Source organism: Dyadobacter sp. (assembly GCF_017744695.1).
Classification (GTDB): Bacteria; Bacteroidota; Bacteroidia; order Cytophagales; family Spirosomataceae; genus Dyadobacter.
The window spans coordinates 737,302-758,506 of the sequence record NZ_JAGIAS010000003.1 but is presented as its reverse complement, the minus strand read 5'-3'; the positions used below and the strand labels follow the sequence as shown (position 1 = coordinate 758,506).

23 protein-coding genes are annotated in these 21,205 nt (G+C 48.5%); 12 read left to right on the top strand and 11 right to left on the bottom strand.

Annotated features, from left to right (window positions below):
• Nucleotides 1–11 precede the first annotated feature (11 nt).
• Nucleotides 12–944, top strand: coding sequence for a putative zinc-binding metallopeptidase (locus J7619_RS15185; RefSeq protein ID WP_291199837.1), 933 nt, complete (start codon nt 12–14; stop codon nt 942–944).
• Nucleotides 945–950: 6 nt separating this feature from the next.
• Nucleotides 951–2,255: a DUF4302 domain-containing protein gene (locus tag J7619_RS15180; RefSeq protein WP_291199834.1), complete on the top strand. Its 1,305-nt coding sequence runs from the start codon at nt 951–953 to the stop codon at nt 2,253–2,255.
• Nucleotides 2,256–2,264: 9 nt separating this feature from the next.
• Here the strand turns inward: J7619_RS15180 and J7619_RS15175 are convergent, their stop codons facing one another.
• Both J7619_RS15175 and J7619_RS15170 read right to left on the bottom strand, forming a co-directional pair.
• Entirely contained in the window at nt 2,265–3,041 is a 777-nt protein-coding gene (locus tag J7619_RS15175) for a glycosyltransferase family 2 protein (protein ID WP_291199830.1), read from the bottom strand.
• Nucleotides 3,031–4,278, bottom strand: coding sequence for a glycosyltransferase family 4 protein (locus tag J7619_RS15170; RefSeq protein WP_291199828.1), 1,248 nt, complete (start codon nt 4,276–4,278; stop codon nt 3,031–3,033). The genes J7619_RS15175 and J7619_RS15170 overlap by 11 nt, the downstream gene beginning before the upstream one ends.
• A gap of 126 nt (nt 4,279–4,404) precedes the next feature.
• On the opposite strand from J7619_RS15170, the gene J7619_RS15165 reads away from it, so the two are divergent.
• Nucleotides 4,405–5,313 carry a class I SAM-dependent methyltransferase gene (locus J7619_RS15165; RefSeq protein ID WP_291199825.1) on the top strand — a complete coding sequence of 303 codons (909 nt, stop codon included), beginning with the start codon at nt 4,405–4,407 and terminating at the stop codon, nt 5,311–5,313.
• A 78-nt stretch (nt 5,314–5,391) separates the two neighbouring features.
• Here the strand turns inward: J7619_RS15165 and J7619_RS15160 are convergent, their stop codons facing one another.
• Entirely contained in the window at nt 5,392–5,901 is a 510-nt protein-coding gene (locus J7619_RS15160) for an ORF6N domain-containing protein (protein ID WP_291199822.1), read from the bottom strand.
• Between the two features lie 135 nt (nt 5,902–6,036).
• Between J7619_RS15160 and J7619_RS15155 the strand changes: the two genes are divergently transcribed.
• Nucleotides 6,037–7,302 (top strand): nucleotide sugar dehydrogenase, encoded by a 1,266-nt coding sequence (locus tag J7619_RS15155; protein ID WP_291199819.1) that lies wholly within the window; start codon nt 6,037–6,039, stop codon nt 7,300–7,302.
• A 7-nt stretch (nt 7,303–7,309) separates the two neighbouring features.
• Here the strand turns inward: J7619_RS15155 and J7619_RS15150 are convergent, their stop codons facing one another.
• From J7619_RS15150 to J7619_RS15135, 4 genes are all read right to left on the bottom strand, one after another.
• Complete coding sequence (locus J7619_RS15150) at nt 7,310–8,116, bottom strand: FkbM family methyltransferase (protein WP_291199816.1); 807 nt, start codon at nt 8,114–8,116, stop codon at nt 7,310–7,312.
• 12 nt (nt 8,117–8,128) lie between these two features.
• A complete protein-coding gene (locus tag J7619_RS15145; RefSeq protein ID WP_291199813.1) occupies nt 8,129–9,031 on the bottom strand; it encodes a glycosyltransferase in 903 nt (300 codons plus the stop codon).
• A 1-nt stretch (nt 9,032) separates the two neighbouring features.
• A complete protein-coding gene (locus J7619_RS15140) occupies nt 9,033–9,647 on the bottom strand; it encodes a methyltransferase domain-containing protein (RefSeq protein ID WP_291199810.1) in 615 nt (204 codons plus the stop codon).
• A gap of 115 nt (nt 9,648–9,762) precedes the next feature.
• Complete coding sequence (locus J7619_RS15135) at nt 9,763–11,283, bottom strand: lipopolysaccharide biosynthesis protein (RefSeq protein ID WP_291199808.1); 1,521 nt, start codon at nt 11,281–11,283, stop codon at nt 9,763–9,765.
• 70 nt (nt 11,284–11,353) lie between these two features.
• On the opposite strand from J7619_RS15135, the gene wecB reads away from it, so the two are divergent.
• Entirely contained in the window at nt 11,354–12,439 is a 1,086-nt protein-coding gene (gene wecB, locus J7619_RS15130; RefSeq protein WP_291199805.1) for a non-hydrolyzing UDP-N-acetylglucosamine 2-epimerase, read from the top strand.
• A gap of 36 nt (nt 12,440–12,475) precedes the next feature.
• Nucleotides 12,476–13,120: an FkbM family methyltransferase gene (locus J7619_RS15125; protein WP_291199802.1), complete on the top strand. Its 645-nt coding sequence runs from the start codon at nt 12,476–12,478 to the stop codon at nt 13,118–13,120.
• A 1-nt stretch (nt 13,121) separates the two neighbouring features.
• Here J7619_RS15125 and J7619_RS15120 read toward each other — a convergent pair whose 3' ends face one another.
• Complete coding sequence (locus J7619_RS15120) at nt 13,122–14,114, bottom strand: GNAT family N-acetyltransferase (RefSeq protein WP_291199799.1); 993 nt, start codon at nt 14,112–14,114, stop codon at nt 13,122–13,124.
• Between the two features lie 262 nt (nt 14,115–14,376).
• Here J7619_RS15120 and J7619_RS15115 point away from each other — a divergent pair, with 262 nt between their 5' ends.
• The 3 genes from J7619_RS15115 (at nt 14,377) to J7619_RS15105 (ending at nt 16,191) form a co-directional block, all read left to right on the top strand.
• Nucleotides 14,377–14,997: a response regulator transcription factor gene (locus J7619_RS15115; protein WP_106599727.1), complete on the top strand. Its 621-nt coding sequence runs from the start codon at nt 14,377–14,379 to the stop codon at nt 14,995–14,997.
• A 77-nt stretch (nt 14,998–15,074) separates the two neighbouring features.
• Nucleotides 15,075–15,605, top strand: coding sequence for an RNA methyltransferase (locus J7619_RS15110; RefSeq protein ID WP_291199793.1), 531 nt, complete (start codon nt 15,075–15,077; stop codon nt 15,603–15,605).
• A 139-nt stretch (nt 15,606–15,744) separates the two neighbouring features.
• Nucleotides 15,745–16,191: a histone H1/H5 family protein, HCT subfamily gene (locus J7619_RS15105; RefSeq protein WP_291199790.1), complete on the top strand. Its 447-nt coding sequence runs from the start codon at nt 15,745–15,747 to the stop codon at nt 16,189–16,191.
• Nucleotides 16,192–16,255: 64 nt separating this feature from the next.
• Here the strand turns inward: J7619_RS15105 and pgeF are convergent, their stop codons facing one another.
• On the bottom strand, nt 16,256–17,026 hold the full coding sequence (gene pgeF, locus J7619_RS15100) for a peptidoglycan editing factor PgeF (RefSeq protein ID WP_291199787.1): 771 nt from the start codon (nt 17,024–17,026) through the stop codon (nt 16,256–16,258).
• Nucleotides 17,027–17,229: 203 nt separating this feature from the next.
• Here pgeF and J7619_RS15095 point away from each other — a divergent pair, with 203 nt between their 5' ends.
• Nucleotides 17,230–18,222 (top strand): glycosyltransferase family 2 protein, encoded by a 993-nt coding sequence (locus tag J7619_RS15095; protein WP_291199784.1) that lies wholly within the window; start codon nt 17,230–17,232, stop codon nt 18,220–18,222.
• Between the two features lie 38 nt (nt 18,223–18,260).
• Here J7619_RS15095 and J7619_RS15090 read toward each other — a convergent pair whose 3' ends face one another.
• Nucleotides 18,261–18,773, bottom strand: a complete 513-nt coding sequence (locus tag J7619_RS15090; protein ID WP_291199781.1) for a DinB family protein — start codon at nt 18,771–18,773, stop codon at nt 18,261–18,263.
• 215 nt (nt 18,774–18,988) lie between these two features.
• On the opposite strand from J7619_RS15090, the gene J7619_RS15085 reads away from it, so the two are divergent.
• Nucleotides 18,989–20,218, top strand: coding sequence for a metallophosphoesterase (locus tag J7619_RS15085; RefSeq protein WP_291199778.1), 1,230 nt, complete (start codon nt 18,989–18,991; stop codon nt 20,216–20,218).
• Nucleotides 20,219–20,246: 28 nt separating this feature from the next.
• Here the strand turns inward: J7619_RS15085 and J7619_RS15080 are convergent, their stop codons facing one another.
• On the bottom strand, nt 20,247–20,432 hold the full coding sequence (locus J7619_RS15080) for a hypothetical protein (RefSeq protein WP_291199775.1): 186 nt from the start codon (nt 20,430–20,432) through the stop codon (nt 20,247–20,249).
• A 387-nt stretch (nt 20,433–20,819) separates the two neighbouring features.
• Here J7619_RS15080 and J7619_RS15075 point away from each other — a divergent pair, with 387 nt between their 5' ends.
• On the top strand, nt 20,820–21,188 hold the full coding sequence (locus J7619_RS15075; RefSeq protein ID WP_291199772.1) for a hypothetical protein: 369 nt from the start codon (nt 20,820–20,822) through the stop codon (nt 21,186–21,188).
• The last annotated feature ends 17 nt before the right edge of the window (nt 21,189–21,205 follow it).

Sequence of the window (21,205 nt, the reverse complement as noted above, 5' to 3'; positions counted from 1 at the left end):
GCCATTTAACCATGAAAATGATATTCAAACATTTTGCATTCTACGCCGTCGCTGCCATTTTGTGCAGTACGACGCTAACGTCTTGTAAGGAAGACTCGATCGGTGAAGTAGACGATATCCCCGGCATTGGCGGTCCTACCTGGGTAGAAGGTCCGATCGATCGGTGGATCCATGATAGTCTGGTGGTTCCATATAACATTTCGGCCCAGTACAAATGGAACCAGTTTGAATTTGGCAATATTACTAAAAACCTGGTGCCGCCCGACGAAGCTCAGGTGATACCTCTTTTGAGTACGATCAGGAAGGCCTGGACGAATCCATATGTCGAGGAAGCAGGCAAAGTGTTTTACAACAAGTATTCCCCCAAATCTTTTATCCTTTCAGGAAGTAATGAGTATAATTCGGAGGGGTCGATTACACTCGGTACCGCGGAAGGCGGCCGGAAGGTGATTTTGTACGGAGTGAATCTTTTCAAGATTAAAGGAATGGCGGGATATGATCCCGGAAGAGATTCGTCTTTTGTAAAAGACTGGTTCCTGCACACGATCCACCACGAATTCGGACACATTTTGCACCAAACAGTATTGTATCCGGTAGAATATAAGAACATATCGAAATCCTATTACCAGGGAGGAAACTGGATCAACTGGAGTGATTCGGACGCACGTCGCGATGGTTTCATTACCGCTTACAGCTCCTCCGCCTTTGATGAAGATTTTGTGGAGATGATCGCAATGATGCTAACCGAAGGAAAAGTCGGTTTTGAGAAACTGGTTAACTCCATTCCCGAGGGAACCAGTCCGCATGGTGTAACAAAGGCGCAAGCGCAGGCCGCATTGCGGCAAAAAGAGGCTATTATTGTAGCCTATTACAAGAACACGTGGAAAATTGATTTTTACAGTCTGCAGAAAAGAGTGCGGACTTCGATGAATAAACTTTTTTAATGCCAGATGAAGAGATCATTTTTATACCTGCTGTTTCTGACCACTGTTTTCTTCTCGTGCGAAAACAAGGACGACACCGTTTTTGAGGAGTCGGCAGATGTGCGTCTGAATGCGGCACTGGCTTCATACGAAAAACAGCTTATAGAAGCTCCCTATGGTTGGAATGCGGTTATGTATCCGGGAGGTGGGGGTAGTTATGGGTTTTATTTCAAATTTGATGATAAAAACCGGGTGACTATGTTCTCCGATTTCTCGGATGCCTCAGCCGCAAAACCCAAAGAAAGTAGTTTCAGGTTGGCAGCCCTGCAAACGCCTTCATTGATATTTGACACTTACTCTTACCTGCATGTGCTGGCAGATCCCGACAACGAGGTGAATGGCGGTACACTTGGCGAAGGGCTTAAATCCGATTTTGAATTCAGCATTTACGGTGATTCGGTAACTTCGGAGCGGATAGCTTTCGTCGGCCGCAAGAACCAGAGCCGCCTGGTACTCACCAAGGCAACGCAGGCGCAGGCAACGGCTTATACGAATGGCGATCTGGCCAAGGCTTTACTGTTTCATAACATTGCCAGGTATATCCCTTACTTCAAGCGTGTTACACTTGGAGCCAATACCTACGAAATCACTGTTAACCAAAAGTCCCGGAATGTTAAACTTACCTGGCTGAATGGCAGTACGCCGAAGACGTTTACAACGAGTTATTACCTTACGCCCACGGGCGTTGCGTTCGTGTCCCCGCTGGTGAACGGCTCGCAGACGATCACGGGATTCAGTAACATTACCTGGAATGGAAATGCGACACAGTTGGGTTTTTCCGGCGGAGGAGCCACGGGAACTGTCGTGAGTGCGATCAAGCCGATTTCGGTTGATCTGGCGGCAGCAAAAAGATGGTGGCAGACACCTATCGAATCGGGCGGAGACTGGCGGTCAGCAAAAGGGTTCCACGTCAATGGAGTGGATGACGCATTCAAAGTAGCTGACCTTAAATCGGATGAATCGATATACGCATTTTATGTTTATCAGCCTGGCGTAAGTGCCCGAAACGACTTGTTTGCGCCTATTTTTTACGACGGAGAAAGTATTTTCCTTGATTATGGGCATGCTCCGGCCCCGCCTACATTTACAGCTGACGGGCGTGCGATATTTTCGCCAGCGGGTACTTATGGCAAGATTCCGGAGGGCGGAGCGGCGGCCGAGTCGGCGAAGTTGCTTTATGATGCCAGCGGTTTTTACCTGATCCAAACGTCAGACGAAACGTACGACATGGTAAGCGCCAAGGATGCGAAGTCGTGGATTACGTGGGAATAGCAGGTGCGCTTACCAGTATTTTCCGTTTTTCCGTGCGAACCAATATCCCCGCCAGAATATCCGCAGGTGATTGAAGAGCGTTGGTACAAATCCAAAATGCTTTCTAAGCACTTTGTACCGGTCGGTGAGTGAGCGACGGTGATTTTTGACGGACAGGCCTCCCAAAAGGTAACGACAAAGAACGAAAGGCAGAAATTGTACGGTTTCGGCCCGTTTCAGGCATTCGATTTCCCAGTCGATGTCCGCGCTGAGATTCTCGTACTCATAGAAAGGCGCTATATCCTTTCTCGCGATGAATGCCTGGTGGCAGACTTTCATGCCTAATGCGAAATCTTGCCAGCGAAGGTTTTCAGGTAAAGTGTGAGGTGTAAAGTGACTGCGCAGGCCGACCTCGGTACCGTTCTCGCGAACCATCATGGCGTCACTGTAGTAAACTGCCGCGCCGGTTTCGAGCGAGATTAAAAGGTGTTCTAACGTTTGACCGTCAAAGGCCTCATCTCCCGCATTCAAAAACCAAACATATTTTCCCGAGGCAAGTCTCAAACCTTTGTTCATGGCGTCGTAGAGTCCTTTATCCTTCTCGGATATGATCTTCGAGACAAAGCGATACTCCGCGGCAATCGCGAGTGTCTGGTCTTTGGAACCGCCATCTATAATCAGGTATTCCAATCGCGCCGGGTTCGGCACGTTGGATATAGCATTTTTTACACTGTCGAGCGTGCGGCCGAGAAATTTTTCGGCCTGAAAAGTAACGGTAATGATCGTCAGCAGCGGGCTATTGTCCATGGAGCAGGGAATCATAAAGTTGGGCATACTGCGCGGCTACGACTGCTTCCGAATAATCTTGCAAGACCTTTTTACGTGCATTTTCCGAAACGGAGCCATCAACATTATTTTTCAATAGCCATTGAATACCTTCGGAAAGCGCGGAAGCGGACTTCGGCGCGGTTATGAAGCCGCTTTCCAAATGCCCTATCATTTCCGGAATACCACCTGTATCGAACCCTACCGCGGGCGTGCCGCATGACATCGCCTCCATTACGGTGTTGGGAAGGTTATCTTCCAGCGAAGGTACTATAAGCATGTCGGCTGCATTGTAGGCTTGTACCATTTGGTACGCATCCGAGATTTTACCCAGAAAATGCGTTTTCACCGGCATATTCCTGAAATCTTCTTCTTTACCTTTTCCCAGGATCACTACTTCCGTATCAGCGAGGTTGGGATCCTGCATGGCTTTCTGGAAATAGGTATATCCTTTGCGAGGGTCTTGTGTGTTGGCACCGGCAAAAAGGAGCAACTTTTTATCAGCCGGCAATCCGAATGTCCTTCGTGCTTCGTTACGGTTTCCGGGTTTGAAAAAATCTGTATCTATGCAATTGGGGATTGTCAGTGACGGTTTTCCATTAGTCAACCCTGCTTTTTGAACCAGGGCATCCAGCCACCGGCTGGGGGAGACGAACGTTACCGGAGCGCTTTTATAGAGCCCTTGTTTTTTCTCGAATTGAGCAAAGGCAATATCATATTCGCCCGGCTTTTTGAGATATGGGCAATAGCAGCAATGCGAAAGATAACGCTCGCAACCACGGTTATAATGGCAGCCGCCGGTGAATGCCCACATATCATGCAACGTCCAGACGATCGGCTTCCCAAGCGCAAACAGTTTTTCAAGTGATTTGAGGGAAAGAAACCCGAAATTGATCCAATGCAAATGAATAATGCGAGCTTGCTTTACTAACGGATGATCGGTAATATCGGCTCCGATTGCTGCGGGAGAAAAGGCAAAACGCACCGATTTGTCCTTTTCGTAAGGAAGAAAGCTGAGCCTTTCCATGACGAAATTCACCCTGGCCTTTCGGGATTTCCAGGCGGAATCTGCCCAGGCAGCGGTTTGAGGACCGGGCCGGGAAATTTCCGAAACCATCAAATGCGAATCGACCCCGGCATTGAGTAATGCCTGATGCAGCCTTGCCGCAGCGACCCCGGCGCCTCCTTCCCAATGAAAAGTACTTAGTTGAAGTACCATTTGATCGCTATCGATAATTCGTGTTTTGGTCGGATATTCATTTTAGAGGGGCAAAATTAATAGTTCTGTCTTTAAATAATTTTTATTCGATGAAACTATCTTTATCGCAAAATCAGTAACCCGAAAATGTCAAGCGAAAAGAAAAGTCACGAGGCGCATTCAGAATGGTATGAGTTGCAATATGCGACTCCGGAAGCAAAAAATAAAGCCATAGAGCTGTGGGAATACGACAACGAGCATCAGACCATCAACCATTGGATTCATAAGCGCATGCTGGAACTGACAGATCCGTTTGTGAACGAAAAGAAATCGTGGCTGACGGTCGGGGACGGTTACGGCTTCGATGCTAATCATTTTTTTAAAAAGGGGTTGGATGCCACTGCGAGCGATATTGCCGGCACATTTTTGCCCTTGTCGAAGGAAAGAGGGTTCATTGACAAATATGCGGTCGAGAATGTGGAGCATTTGACATTTGCCGACAATAGCTTCGATTACGTCTTTTGCAAGGAAGCTTATCATCACTTCCCGCGTCCGTACCTGGGCGTATACGAGATGCTACGGGTTGCGCGCGAGGCTGTGATCCTGGTAGAGCCCCACGATCCGATCTCGAAAATGCCCTTCCTGTTGGCATTACGGAATATTTTTGATCGCTTCGACACCAAGGCGTTGCAGAAATACTGGAAAAACAGGTATTCTTTCGAAACGGTTGGGAATTATGTTTTCAAACTGTCGGAGCGGGAGATGGACAAGCTCGCGAATGGGATCGGCTTGCCGGCGGTCGCGTTCAAGGGTATCAACAATAACTACTATCATCCGTCTTATGGCCGTGAAAAGGCGGATGATTCCTCGGCGGCATTCAGGAAGATCAAGCGAAAGCTCGCGTTTCATAATTTCCTTGTGAAGGCTTCGCTCATGCCGTCACAGGTCTTGTGTGCCGTTATTTTCAAGAAGCTGCCTTCTGAACAAGTTATGAAGGCAATGCAGCAGGAGGGGTTCCAGGTGCATATTTTTCCACCCAATCCCTACGCACATTGATCTTAGTGTGGTGGTTCCTGATTTCTCTAAGATCACAATTTGTGACCTTAGAGATCGAGCACTTCGTCCTTGGGCATTTTACTTTAATGATTTCTGTTTAAAACCGACCTGCCTTCTTTCCTTTTGAGGTGGTTCCAGCAGGTAGCTGAGTGCCTGGTGGATGTCGGAGAACTTTACCTGCATTTCCGTTTCCAGTTTCTCGATTCGCTCTTTAAGTTCCTTGGAATCAAGATAATGCTGCCGTATGTTCACAAAGGCCCGCATGATTGTGATGTTCACTTGTATGGCCTTGTAGCTGTTGAGAACACTTGAGAGCATAGCGACTCCCTGTTCCGTAAAGGCGAAAGGCAGATACTTCACATGATTACCCCTGCCTTTCTTTAAGATCACAAATTGTGATCTTAAAGACGCAAGCTCATTCGCAGTCAGCTCGAACATAAAGTCTTGCGGGAATCTCTCTATGTTTCTCCGGACCGCCTGTTTTAAGGTTCTTGTCTCGATTTCGTATAGCTCTGCCAAGTCGAAATCGAGCATGACATTGTATCCACGAATTGAAAACACTTTGTTTTGAATGACCAATAGATCCATTTTTTGAAGGTGAGTTTAGATGTCGCTTTAAACAAATACGCTCACATTTCGCTTTGGTAACGCGTTCGTCGATAATTTTTTGGTAGGCTGAAATATGCCTAGTTTTATGGCCGAACATTCAACAAAGTACCTTCCATGTTACCTGGATCAGATGTCAGAATTGCCGTTATCGGACTAGGCTATGTCGGTTTACCACTGGCTGTGGCTTTCAGTAAAAAGTATCCCGTAACCGGCTTCGACATTAATAAAAGGCGTATTCAGGAGCTGAAAGATGCGTATGATACGACCAAAGAAATATCACGTCAGGATCTGCGGGAGGCTGTTAACCTTACATTTTCATGGGAGGAAGTTGCGTTGCAGGAATGCAATGTGTTTATCGTAACCGTTCCTACCCCGGTGGATCATTACAAAAAACCTAATCTTACCCATTTACTGAAAGCCAGCGGAATGATCGGGCAAATGCTGAAAAAAGGGGATGTGGTGATCTATGAGTCCACGGTTTATCCTGGCTGTACCGAGGACGATTGTGTGCCTGTACTGGAACGTGAAAGCGGTTTGAAATTCAACGAAGGATTTTTTTGTGGTTATTCGCCGGAGCGCATCAATCCGGGGGACAAGATCAATACTTTCACAAAAATTAAAAAAGTAACATCGGGCTCGACACCGGAAACCGCCCGTTTTGTCGATCAGCTATACGCATCTGTGATCGAAGCAGGTACGCATCTGGCGTCCAGCATTAAGGTGGCGGAGGCGTCGAAGGCGATCGAAAATGCCCAACGGGATGTTAATATCTCGTTTGTGAATGAGCTGGCACTGATTTTTGACCGGATGAATATCGACACTACCGAAGTGCTTGAAGCCGCTGCAACGAAGTGGAATTTCCTGAAATACAAACCCGGGCTTGTCGGCGGGCATTGCATTGGCGTCGATCCGTATTATCTGGCTTATAAGGCGGAGTCGTTGGGGTATTATCCGCAGGTAATTCTTTCCGGCCGTAGGGTAAATGATATGATGGGCGTATTTGTCGCTAACAAGCTGGTGAAGCTTATGATTCGCAAAGGGCATAAAATCGAAGGTAGTCGCGTGCTGATCCTCGGCATTACGTTCAAAGAAAATTGCCCCGATATCCGCAACACGCGCGTAATCGATGTCTACCGCGAGCTTACCGATTTTGGAATGCAAGTAGAGGTGCATGATCCCTGGGCGTCGGGGGAACAGGTATTGGGCGAATACAATATTGCATTGCTGGACAAGCCCTCGGGTACCTACGAAGCTGTTATCCTCGCCGTAGCACATCAGGAGTTCAAGACAATGGAATTCAGCGAATTTACCGCATCGGATTCGGTGATATTCGATTTGAAGTCGGTATTGCCGCAAGATATGGTCGATTCCAGGCTGTAATGACCGCTTATTCCCGCCAGCCGAAAATATTCAACTGCAAATCCATCACGTCGTTACCACGATAGCGATGGTTCACAAATGGGCGGAGCCGGTGCTGGTTGGTGTCCACATAATAACGGAAACCGTTTTCTTCAAAAACTTTGACGACATCAGCCAACCCCTGCGCATTGCCAATGTAGGAGTGGAATTCCACGAAAAGATGCTGCACATGCGCTAGCGAACTACGGCAATCATGCAGCACGTCGATCTCGGCACCTTCAATGTCAATTTTCAGGAAATCGATACGGCTCTCCTTGTCCAGATAGTCTTTCAGGCGAATGGAATCGATTTTTCGCTTTTGCGCAGTGGAATAAATGGAAGACGAGTCTGCCGACTCACTACCGAACCAAATGCCATCCTCATTCGTCCACACCGCCTTGTCGATGATCTCAACATCGTTCACGCCATTGTTTTCAAGGTTCTGGCGCAGCAATGAGGCAATGGCCGGCTCTGCTTCGAAGGCAAGCAGTCTGGCTTTGGGGAACAACTTTTTGAAATACAGAACGCTCATTCCAATATTCGCGCCACAGTCGAAAATGACAGGCTGAGATTGACTAGTCTCAAAATAGTAGAACTCGTCTGCAAAGATCTCCTTATGCTGCCAGAGAAACGACATCGTATCGGGGACTTTCAGTTTGAACTCTCCGAAGGCCACGTCCGTCAGCTTGAAGCGGGCGCTGTTGCCATATTTAAATAGCAACGCCATAAATTCCCGGTTCCGGGCTGTGCCGAGGGCATGATAAGGTTCTTTGAGCAGGTAGCGAAGCCAGTACATATGCATGATAGGTCAAATGCCGTATTTGACCCGGTTTTTAATTTTTAAAAGAAATGGCAAACGGTAATATTCGCCGAACGCGCGGATCATTTTTTCGTCGGGCAGCAGGTCGGCAGGCATTTGCACTCCACCCTCGGCCATTTCGTGACCGTATTCTCCCGATTTGAATGTGAAATTAGTACCGCTGCCATCCGTTCCGATGTTTTTGATTTTGGAATGAACAGGATAGAGCCCATATGCATTGTTCTGAAACTGTGAATAGGTCCAGCGTATGGCCCACGAATTGATCACACCTTTTTGTTGCTTGGCAAGCATAGGCCATAGGTCATCGCCACCCTGGTTAAATGCATTTCGCTGTTCCGGATTATTTTTCAGGCTTTGGAAATCGCGTACCTGCCAATCGGCTTTCGCCCATTTGTGTGCCCAGGTTCCCCAGCCCCAGGAGCTCGCCCGCGGCACCAGGTACAGGTCATGCGGGTAACCTTCCGGAACGTCGATAGGCGGGGTGTAGCCGGTTACTGAGAAAATATCTGCCCGCTCGGCGTAAATATCGAGCGCCTGGTTCATAAACAAGAGGAAATCAGTGGCGCTCAGCATGTCATCTTCGAGCACGATCAATTTCGGATATTTGGAAAGAACAAAACTGACGCCTTCAATCACCGAAGTGGCAAGTCCTTTATTCTTTTCTGCTTCTCTAATATGAATCGCGCGAAATCCGGAAATGCCGGCAATGTACTCCCTGACTTTTCTGACCTCCTGGCTGTCGGTATCATTTTTCGGCCCGTCGGAATAGATAAACAGCTCGCTTTCCTGCGCCAGCGTGTTCAAGCGCAGACTCTCTACCGTTTGCTGCAAATGCGCAGGGCGGTTATAGCAAAACAAAACAATGGGTGCGAGTGTACCGGACGAACCCATTTCAACCTTTGATTGCGTCGATGATCAGGGATGTGTAGCCCAGCTTTCCGTCACGGTTGCGCTCGTCGTGATCGGCGGAGCGACGGATCATACCGTCCTCAGGGTTCCATTGCGACTTGTGAAACTGACCGTTTTCATCAAAATATTCGAGGAGTTTCACTTTGAAGCCCACATTCTCGAGGAAGCCCGACATCAGTTGATAGTTGTACAGGATCTTGTGATCGTGGGCCCCATTGCCGGTGCCGCCCGGTTTCACGTAATTGATATAATCCTCGCTGGGATTGAAGCCGTCGGGCACTGCCACACGCAGTACACCACCCGGTTTCAGGAAAGTGTAGCAATTTTGAAATGCCAGCTGGCCCTGCTCCGGGGTCAAATGCTCCCAGACGTGCTCGGCCAAAATCCTGTCGATCGAATTTTCAGGGAAATATTTCTCCCAATCGCTCTTTTTCAACAGGTCCAATGTCTCGATATCAGAATGGATCCAGCCTTTGAAAAGGGAATACATGGCACCTACTACCAGTTTGACGGGCTTGGTACGGTCGTAGCTGATCAGCTGGTACTTGCTGTAAGGTTCTTTCAGAAGGCCTGCGACGATTTTTTGTTTTAAAGACATTGGTGATCCGAAAATTGGGCCGTTGCGGCAATGATTGCTGGGTCAAAGATAGCAAAAGTTGAAATGACAGCGGCCGGTTACAGCACCTAATCGCCGGTTTCGTGCCTCGCTCAGCTTACTTTCTGTTAAAAACGCCAGACCTCACCATCGACCAGCCCGTAGTGAACCCGGCAGAAATATCCTCTGAAACGCGCCAAAGCAGAATGCCGCCCCCGAAAATGACCGTCACGATCACCGACCGGATTGCCATGCCGATCAGTACGGAAATCAGCTCGCGCGAGTCGGGTGCGGGGATAAAATAAACCGCCAGATAAGCGAGCGCTGCCAGTAGCACAACTTTGAGGGTACCGGTAGTGAAAGGCTGGATACCCATTTTGCTTTTAATAAAAAACAGCTTGACGATGTTGTAGGTGACCGTCGCGAATAATGCCGCCGCCGCCGCGCCGTTGTAGCCGTAACGCGGGATCAGAAACTGGCTGGCGCCGAGGATCAGTACCGTGAAAAAGAGCATGAAAACGATGTCGTAGCGGTAGTAACGCGAGTTGGTCAGGATTTCGGTGTTCAGCCCGGTCATCATGTCGGCAATACGGGAAACGCCGACCATCAGTACCACCCATTTCCCTTGCGAATAAATGTCGGATTTGGGAATGAGGCTGAAAATAGCGTCGATATTGCACCATATACCAAGAAAAAGGAAGGTCCCGATGATGAACAGGTTCAGGGATGATTTTTTGTAAATGGTATCGATATGCGGGATATCGTTTTTGACATACGCTTCCGAGATAATCGGTGCGCTGATCATCACGATGGCATTTCTGGGAATGGAAATAACCAAGGCAATGCGGGAAGCAATATCGAAGATCGCCGTGCTGCCCAAACCGCCCTCGAATGCCGGCAAAAGTACTTTTTCAATATGCGGAAGCAATGCCGCGCTCGCGCCACCCAGCAATACCCACAGGCCGTAGCGGTACATTTCCTTGAATGCGGGATGCTTGATGAAACCAAAATCCAGCGAGGTGAAAAGGCGGTTCTGAACGCGGAGGTAGACCAGCATAGCCAGGATAGCCACGCCGTAGCTGACCACCGTAAGGTTCACCATCGTGTCAAAAGTGATGATTTTGAAACCGAAAAGGATTACCAGCAAGCTGTTAGCCAGCCTGAGCCCGACTTCGCGGATGAGTGACGGCACGGCAATGCGTAGGTTGATCCGCGAGTACGATTCGAGAGCCAGCAGGTATACCATTCCGATGGTCAGCGGGATGAAAACGTAATAATACCTGACCAGCATCGGGGAGTGGTCGAGGTAAAATTTAAGGTATAACGGCTTGAAAACCAGGTATAGTAGTGCAAATGCCGTAAGGCCTACGAGTGGGGTGATGATGATGAATGTAAAAAGTTGCCTTCGTGACTGCTCGTCCTGAAACCGGCTGTGAAACCTGACCGCCACCGAAGGTACCCCGAGCAAGGCGAACGACATGTAAATAACGGGGAATGTAAGCAGGGTGGAGGCGTATAAACCCAGCTGTTCCTGGGTCATGTACTGGTTGTAAAGGATCAGGATATTGAAAATGCCGATGACAACACCGACGTAAGAAACAATGGAACTCTTAAATCCCTGACGTACAATAATCCCCATTGAGGCACCACTTGATTACAGGGACGAAGTACGAGAAAAACCACCAGATAGCCTAACACATACTACTATTATGAAAATCATCCTCGTGGCCGGCACCAGGCCCAACTTCGTGAAAATTGCGCCTTTGTACCGTGCTTTTTTGCAATATCCAGACATGCATCCCCAAATCGTCCACACCGGGCAGCATTACGACTTTCATATGTCCGGAATCTTTTTCGAGCAACTTGGAATTCCCGAGCCGGACCACTTTCTGGGTGTCGGGCCAGGATCATCGACGACGCAAACCGCGGAGATCATGTATGCCTTCGAAAGGGTAATACGGGATGAAAACCCGGATTTGGTGGTCGTAGTGGGCGACGTGACTTCAACCTTCGCATGTGCGCTCGTGGCGGCGCAGATGCGCGTCCCGCTTGCGCACGTGGAAGCGGGCCTGCGTAGCCGCGACCGCACTATGCCCGAGGAGATGAACCGGATATTGACGGATGCGCTATCCGACCAGCTATTTGTGACCGAGCAGGCAGCAGTTGACAATCTGCTTCGTGAAAACATTGACCCGCGCCGCGTTCATCTTGCCGGGAATGTGGTGATCGATTCGCTGGTGCATTTTCGGGGGCGGATCGATGACTTTCCGGCCGATTTGGGCATTAATGCCGGGCGATATTTGCTCGTGACGATGCACCGTCAAGCCAATGTGGATCATGAAACCGGGTTGAGGAAGATCGCCGGAATGCTGGAAACCCTCGGAACACGCTGGCAGGTGGTGTTTGTCACGCACCCGCGTACTGCACGCAATGCCGCTTCTTTCGGGCTTGACTTTGCGGAACTGGTGAAAACACTGCCGCCGCAGGGCTATTTGGAATTCTTACGCCTGATGCGGCATTCCGCTGCCGTTATCACCGACTCCGGCGGGGTGCAGGAGGAAACCACATTCCTGGGCATTCCCTGCATTACGTTAAGGAATAACACCGAGCGGCCGGTGACTGTTGAGTGCGGTACAAATTATCTGCTGCCTGATTTTGATGCACAAAAGGTTCGGGACACGATCGAAATAGTACTTAGCGGGGATTTCAGTAACAGGCGGGTACCACCGCTTTGGGACGGGAATACCGCGCAACGCATCGTGAATATTTTGAGAGAAAAATACATTAATTCGTAGGTTTGTGGGATAGATGACTCACGCTTCGGATTTACAATGCTTAAAAGGATAAAAAGTGCTGCCTGGGGCCTGCTGAACCAGACCGGCCTCGGTGGTAGCGTTCAGCTGTACCTCGACGGTGCGCTGAAACAATACGGATGGTTCAAAAGCTTCCATGCCAAACAATCGATCGATATTAATGGTGACCCGCTTCCCTGGTATACTTATCCTTTTATTTTCTTTTTGAAACCAAGATTGAAGTCTGATTTTCAGGTTTTTGAGTACGGATCAGGCAATTCTACACGCTGGTATGCGGCACGCGTGGAGCATATTACAGCCGTAGAGCACGATCACGACTGGATCGAGCAGATCAAGCCAAAGCTTCCGGCGAATGCGGAAGTGCTGGAACGGCCGCTGGGGGACACTTATGTAAAATCCGTGCAATCGACGGGTTCCAAATACCATATCATTGTGGTGGATGGTCGTAACAGGGTTAAATGCGCCAAATATGCCGCCGATTTCCTCACGCCCGATGGTGTCTTGATTCTGGACAACTCTGAACGCGATTGGTACACCAGTGCCAAAGAATACCTTGCCGAGACAGGTTTCCGCAGGCTCGACTTCATAGGTATGGCCCCGATCGTGGGTATCGAAACCTGCACCAGTGTATTCTATCGCGACGGTAACTGCCTCGGTATCTGAGTCAAAACCAGGCCTTGTAGATAACCTTCTCGCATTCCCGGCCGCCGATTCGTGACTTGAAGCGGCTTAGCGACGGCTTCCGGTTGCCGAGGTGGTCAATGGAAATGCCGAGGTCGAGGGTAGTGATTTTTTCTTTTTGGCAATAGTCAAACGCCGCTTCAAAAAGCATGACCGACGGGCTGAGAGAACGGTATTCAGTCAGGTATCCGGACATGAAGTGGTATAAGATATCGTCGCTGACACGCACCATCACCGCCACCGCCACTGTTTCACCCTCGAAGCGGTTAGTAAAAAACAGATAATTTTCAGGGAAAGCACTTACGAGCCTTGCCAGCTGACCCGGCGATACCGTTAGTTGGTAGCCTTGCGCTTTATAGCATCGATGTAAGAAATCTTCGGTCGGCTTGTCGAAAACGCCTTGTTGAATTGTTACTAGTAAACCACTCTTTTTGCCTTTGGCTAATCGCCGCCGCTCCGCAGGCTCAATAATCTGCTCAAAACGCTGACTGGTAATAGGAATATAATGATTAGAATGGGTATGATTGGGTGAAAAACCGGCAGCGAGGTAGCTGCGATGGCAAATTTGATGGATAGGCGGGTGGTAGCAAGATGGCGCGGTTTTAATGGTGAGCTTGTTGCCTCCCATTTGGCTTACCCATTCACGGATGCAGGCGAGCAGAAATATCAGCTGGCATTCACGGCAAGGTGCTACCGGCATGATGCCACCAAATGGGGCCAGTGGCGGTGACGTCCATTCCCGGGAGCCTGGCAGGCAGTGAAATACGGCCAAAATATGACTGGATTCTTTGGAAGTAAGAATAAATGAATAAATTAGGTCAGAAGTATGAATGGCCAATTGCTCCCTCCTGAAGAAAAGCCAGGGAATGGTAGTAGGAAAGGGAGCCTCCTGCATTGGAAACACATCCACGACGCTGTCGTCGTTGATCCAGGAGTAAAGAGAAGTGCGCGTAAAATTATTACTGATCGCGGCCAAAAGTTATAGTATGTGTGTTAAATGTGCTCAGATCAAGGATTTTGATAAATAATTGATATACTAATTTGATATTTTTTATGTTTAATACAATGCTGATTACTATTTTTGTTAATTCATCAAATCAGTTCAATTAGAATGTACAAAAATTGTACTGGTTGGTAATCAGGATTTTCAGTTCAAGGACAATCATCAGGCTGGAAATTGATTGTCCGGATTAATTTGACACCAGTAGTTTTTTACATCCATTGGACCCAACCCATCCATGAAACACATACTGATCGCCGAAGACCATGCTGTGGTAAGAATCGGTACCAAACACCTCCTCAAATCACTAATTCCGGATTCAACAATTTCGGACGTTGACGATTTTGATAAAATTCTTCAGGAACTCGAGACCAAGGCTTATGACCTCCTGATCCTGGATATCAATATTCCGGGCGGTAACACTACCAAAATGGTAGAAACCATTCGCGCGAAATCGCCAGGCGTCAGAATTCTCATGTTTTCGAGCTACGACGAACAACTCTACGGTTTGATGTACCTTCAAGCAGGTGCAGACGGTTACCTGTCGAAAGATGCGCCGGAGGAAGAGTTCAAAACCGCTGTTATGAGTGTTTTGAACAATAAAAAGTATATGAGCGAAGATATGCAGCAAATGAATATCAACCGTCTCATCAACCCGAAAGAATACATGCCGGATCCGATCGTGAGCCTTTCGCCGCGTGAGACCGATGTGATGAACCTTTTGAAGGAAGGCTTGGGAACCGCAAAAATTGCAGAAAAGCTGAACTTGCAGCTCTCCACCGTGAGTACTTATAAAGCCCGTATTTTCGAAAAACTGGGCGTTAAGAACATCGTAGAGCTGATTACCAAGATTAAGTAGAATATTCTTACCATACCGAAAAGGTTTCTGTACCAGGTGCAGAAACCTTTTTTTGTGAAATTAATCGAGTGAAATTCATGCGTAAGCTGAGTGTAGATGAAATGGATCGCATGTCGGTCGAAGAGTTTAAGGAATCGGAGAAATTTCCGTTTGTGATCGTGCTGGATAACATCAGGAGCCTGAACAATATAGGATCGTTCTTTCGTACTGCGGATGCTTTGCGGGCGGAAAAGATAATCCTTTGCGGTTATACGCAGGCGCCGCCGCATCGTGAGATCACGCGCAGTGCGCTTGGGGCGGAAATGTCGGTGGCATGGGAGAAATGCCCGAGTGCAGCGGAGGCGGTTGAAATATTGAAATCGAAGGGCTATAAAGTCTGGTGTGTCGAACAGGCCGAGGGAAGTGTGCTGCTGCAAAACTTTGAGCCGGATGGCGATGCCCCTTATGCCTTTGTGTTTGGTAATGAGGTAGAAGGTGTGAGTGATGCGGCGATTGTGGGATCGGATGGCTGCCTGGAAATCCCGCAGTTCGGAACGAAGCATTCATTCAATGTGTCGGTATCAGCGGGAATCGTACTGTGGGACTTTGTGAGAAAAAAGATAACATAAAAATAATCCGAAAAATTTGCGATTTATAAATTAATAATGGGTATTTGTAGGTTATTGTCTGACGTCAATTTTGACGCATTTTAGCTCCCAACGGAGCCGGGCTCCATGTATCATTTACGAAATTCTTAATATCAGATTTATGAAATCCGCTACCAAAAAATTATCGACAGAGATTGCTGAGACACTTACCGGAAAGATTGAAGCAGTCACTGCCGGTTCGAAAAAAATAAAGAAATCGATCGAGAAAGCGGCCGCGAAACTGGCTAAGAAAGTGGCCAAGTTTGAAAAGGAAACTCTCAAGAAAAAGGCCAAAGAGGCCAAGAATGCGGAGAAGAAAGTAAAGGATAAGAAGGACGGCAAGAAGAGCAAGGCACAGAAAAAAGAAAAAGTAGCAGCGCTGGTAGCGGCTGCTTCGTCCAAAGCACCTGTGGCTGCACCTGCTAAGCCAACTGTGGGTAAAGAAGCGAGCGCTCCCAAGCCTGCCGCAAAACCAGCTGCTCCGAAAGCTGCGCCTGCTAAACCTGCTGCGAAACCGGCGGCTGCTCCCAAGGCAGAAGCGACTGCTCCTGCACCGGAAAAGGCATAAATTTCAGAAAATACAAGAGGCGGCCAGTAGCGGTATCCCTGCTACTGGCCGTTTTGTTTGTTACTTAGCTGATGCGCCCGATTGTCACGAGCAGGCGGCCGGTGAGCCCTTTTTCGGCGCGGTGTGAGAAGTAATCGTGGTTATGACGCACGGTCGAATAAGGCGAAACTTCGATATGCTCAGGCTTGATGCCGCTACGGATCAGTTGATCGCGGTTGGAGGCTTTCAGGTCCACGAAAAACTTGCCGGCGTCTTCATCCCAGCGTTTATAGGTTGGGGTGAAATGTTGTGCCACATCTTCGCCTACTTCAAAGCTGCATTCATCAATACAGGTGCCCACATACCCGAAGCAGTCCTCGGGCCGGATGCCGTAGTTCTTCTGCATGGTCGCAACTGTCTTTTCGACAATCCCGCCTACGGTACCGCGCCAGCCTGCATGAATGGCGGCCACCGCCCCCGTTACGGGATCGTAAATCAGGATCGGCGTGCAATCGGCGACGGTTACGGCGAGTTGAATGCCTGTTACATTGGTCACCAGGGCATCGAACCCTTCGAAGCGTGCCGGTGCGGTAACTGTTACGATATCGGTGCCATGTACCTGGTGAGCTTTTGCGACGTTTTCGAATGGTATCCCCAGCGATCCAAAAAATATCAGGTTGTTTTGCATGATACTTTCAGGGTTGTCCTGAGATCCTCCGAGGTTGAGCGACGCATAATGGCCGGTGCTTACACCGCCATGTCGTGTGCTTTCGGCGGCGACCAGCTCGGGAAACTGATTAAATATCTGTGGTTTGCGGAATATCGGTTGTTTGTCGGTTGTGGGGGAGGCGGACATTCTTCTGAAATTGATGGAAAACAGTACCAAAATTAAACGATCGCGGCGCCGGATTCATTTCGAACCGAATTTATTTTGACGCCTTGCCGTTATGTGCCCGGGAGTCCCGGTAAGATAACCGTAAAATAGCGGGGTACAGTTTTTGAGGAGAATTCAGCTAAATTTGTGCCGAGCGACTCCGCTTATTCAATGAAACAGTGACTATGATAAAAGTGAGCGTGTGTGTAGTCACCTACAACCACGAAAAATTTGTGGCAAAAATGCTGGATTCGATCCTGATGCAGCAGACTACATTTGATTTCGAGATTATTGTAGGAGATGATTTTTCCAAAGACAACACCCGGGCGATATTAAGCGAATACCAGCAACGTTTCCCCGACAAAATCAGGCTTTTGCTACATCCAAAAAACATGGGCCTGAACGGAAAATTCAATGCGCTGGCCACTTTCGCCGCGGCAAGAGGGGAGTATATCGCCCAGTTTGACGGCGACGATTACTTGCTGGTCCCTGACAAACTGCAAAAGCAGGTTGATATGATGGATGCCAATCCGCATTACTCGGCCAGTTTCCATAATGCAAAAGTGATCTACGATGACAATTCCGCACCGCCGCATTTGGTCAATTGGATTAACAAGAAGGAATTTACGGTTGACGACCTCATTGGCGAGGACGAGCTTTGCTTCATCGCAACTTCGAGCCTGATGTTCCGGAGAGAGGATTTTGCGAAGAATCCAGACCCGGAATGGACAAACAAATCGACGAGCGGCGATATTCCGCGCAATATCATGCTCGCAACCCGCGGCCCGATCGGTTATATTGACGAGGTAATGTCGGTGTACCGGAAACAACGCGGAGGGGCAAGCTTTGCGGACAATCATTACGGGAAGGATTTCCTTTTCAACCGCATTGAAATGTATTCCAATATCGATAAGGAATTGAAATACAAATATCATGACCGGCTCACGAAGAATATCGCGACGTACTACTATAAAATGCTGTTTTCGAGAGAATACGGCGAGACTTACTGGCCACGCGTCAAATATGCGGTGAAATACCTTTCGATGGCCGAGCCATCGCCGGAGCGGAAAAAAGAGGTGATCCGTGATTTCATTATCCCGCCGGTATTTATGAAGATTTACAGCTTCTTTGCCTTAAACCTCTACAATCTGAAAAGTAAGGTGTCCGGACAGAGCTGATAACGAAAAGGGCCGATCGGTGGATCGGCCCTTTTTGCTTAGAACAACTTCTCTTTTGGAGGCGTCGCACCCTTCATGCGAATGTAAGGGGTGGTTTGGCCGCGGTGGTGCGTCTGGTGTTCGAAAGCCTTTTCAAATGCAGTTCCGGCTTTCATATCCATTCCGAACACTTTTACATCCTTCGCAAGATCGGCGTCGGTCATACCTTTCAATGCTGCGATCACGAAATCGTAGCTCTCCATCACACCTTTGGTTACAGCAGCTTTCGATTGATCGGCTCTTTTTTCAAGAGATTCTTCGGGTTTCGCCTTGCCGGTTGCGGATGAAACGAACAGGTAGTTGGCATCTCCAAGGTGGTCCATCTGCGCAGCAAAAGAGCGGATCTCAGGGGTAGGTTTCAGCGCATAACCATCTTCGGGCATTGCATCCAGATACTCCTTTGTGAATTCCTTTGCACGTTCCCAATCTGCAATGTATTTGGCAGTCATGGTTTGTGCGGATGCCACTTTGCCGGCCAATAGAAGCATGCAGATAATAGCGATTTTTTTCATTCGATTTTTGTGTTTGGTGGTTGATAAATTTTCGCGAAAGGTAACGGTAAGGAATGCGATTGTCAACATGGGAGTCAATTATTTAAGCAACGGTAATGTGCCGAAAGGTGACATCTGGCAGGGGCTGCGTTTCAAGAAAATCTTGCTGCCATCATGGAGGTTAAACGGGTTATTATTTTATTTACCATCCATACCCATTTACGCAAAGGACCGTTATGCCCGGAACTTCGGAAGAACGTGCGCAGAAGTACCTCAATCTCGGCCATAGCGAGGCGGAGAACCATGCCAAAACCCAGCTGGAACTGTATGAAAGGCGGGTAGAGCAAACCTCATCGGTGACCAATGTTATTTCCGAATTTTTCAAAACCAACCTGATAGGCTTTGCATGGCATTACCTGCGCAGCCGGTTTGGCGCAAGGCATCCTTACCAGGCGTACCCGCGGAACGACGACACGGGCATTTACCCGTTGCAGTCTTCGATCGCAACGAAGGAAGAAATCAGCATTGCATTGCTTTCGGATTGGGCCAGCGATACGGCCGAATCCGATGCCATTGCGAACCTCGTAGCGCGTCATGCGCCGGATTACACCGTGCATATGGGGGATATTTATTTTGTAGGAACGCCCAAAGAGGTGGAGGAGAACTTTACGGCCCCTTATGCCTCCTGGTATTACGGCGCTTCGGGTAGTCTGGCGCTTTCGGGAAACCATGAAATGTATTCCAATGGTAATGCATTCTTTCAGCACCTGCTTCCCGCCATGTATGCGCAGGTGGGCGACGTGCGCAGGACGCAGCAGGCCGGGTTTTTCTGCCTGGAAAACGACTATTGGCGCATTATAGGCATCGATACGGGTTACACCTCGGTAGGACGGCCGTTTTTTGAAATCCTCTCACCGCCGGATTGCCATTTGCGGAAAGAGCAGGTAGCCTGGCTGCGTGACGTGGTAAAGCTCGGAGACCCGCTCGATACGCGTGGTATCGTGTTTTTAAGCCATCATCCATATATGTCGGCATTCCGGGAGGAATATATCCGGCCCGGCGAGCAGTTGCAGAAGCTCATGGGCGACGCGCAACGGCCGGTTGTCTGGATCTGGGGGCACGACCATCGCCTGGTAGCGTACCGGTTCGAGAGGAATGGCAAGGGGCCGCAGGCCTACGGGCGCTGCATTGGGCATGGCGGGCTTCCGGTGGAGATCAAGCCACCTGATGCGGGGGAGTTGTCCAAAATCGATTACTACGACACGCGGGTAAGGAAGGAAATTAAAGGCCGTGCGCTGGGGTATAATGGATTTGTGAGGCTGTTGTTGCGAAATGAGAAGCTCGTTGCCGAGTACCGCGACCTGGAAGATACCTGCGTGATGGAAGAAAGCTGGATCGTAAACAAAGCGAACGGCCAACTCGAATGGGAGGTGATTAATGTCCTTCCCGAGCTGGCCGTCCGTTGAATATGATCATGCCCTCGCGGGCCGGTTGTCAATGATGATCGTCGTGGCTCTTGTCTTTGTAAAACGCTGCGAAAGTCACAACCAGACCGATGGTTCCGAGGATGAATACGAACAGGTCGCCAAATACTGCCAGGATGATGAAAAGGATAATGAACGCTGCGATGTAAGCGAAGGTTGGCAGCGGAGTAGATTCGGTATGTGATGTTTCAGACATATTCGGAATGTATTAATAGCTTTCGATGCTGCGAAAATAATAAATCGGGGTTAAGTTTCTCGCATTCACTTGTATTTTTTAGTCCTGTTTCAGAAATCTGTTCTGGTGCGCGGTGGCAATGCGGATTACTGGATCGGGGGCGCAATTTGCTGAGAATCAGAGATAATTTGTACTATTTAAACAAAGTGCATAGCGCTGGGTAGTTTCGTGGTATCCTGCTAAGAATGGAAATGGCTATTTAAATAACTTTCAAGTATCTATGTATTTGGTAGTTGAATGGTATTTTGATGTAAAGTATTTTTGAGATACGGATTTGCAAAATTATGTTCTGCAAATTGAGGATTTGATGAAATAGAAATATTTTAATAAACCTAGCACCTCACTCCTATGAAAATCCTTTACACCTTCGTACTAGCTTTTTTATGCGGCGCCTTGGCTGCCCGTGCCCAAACGGTAACAAATGCCGAACCTGACGCCTATTTTGCAGATTTTTATGTAATGCAGGTAAAACCGATGCAATTTGAGCTGAGTTACAAATACCCTAAAACCGACCGCGTGCTGGTGAGGATCAGGGATGAAGAGCAGAACGTTATTTTTGTCGAGAAGACACTGGTTTATAAGCGCTACCATAAGAATTTCGATTTGTCGGTGATGAAAGACGGTACATACACCTTCGAGCTGACAGACGGCGATGAGAAATTTGTACAGACTTTCGTAGTGGCGACAAGGACGCAGCGTATGGCTACGGCTTTATAGGGTTGTTCGTTATCCCA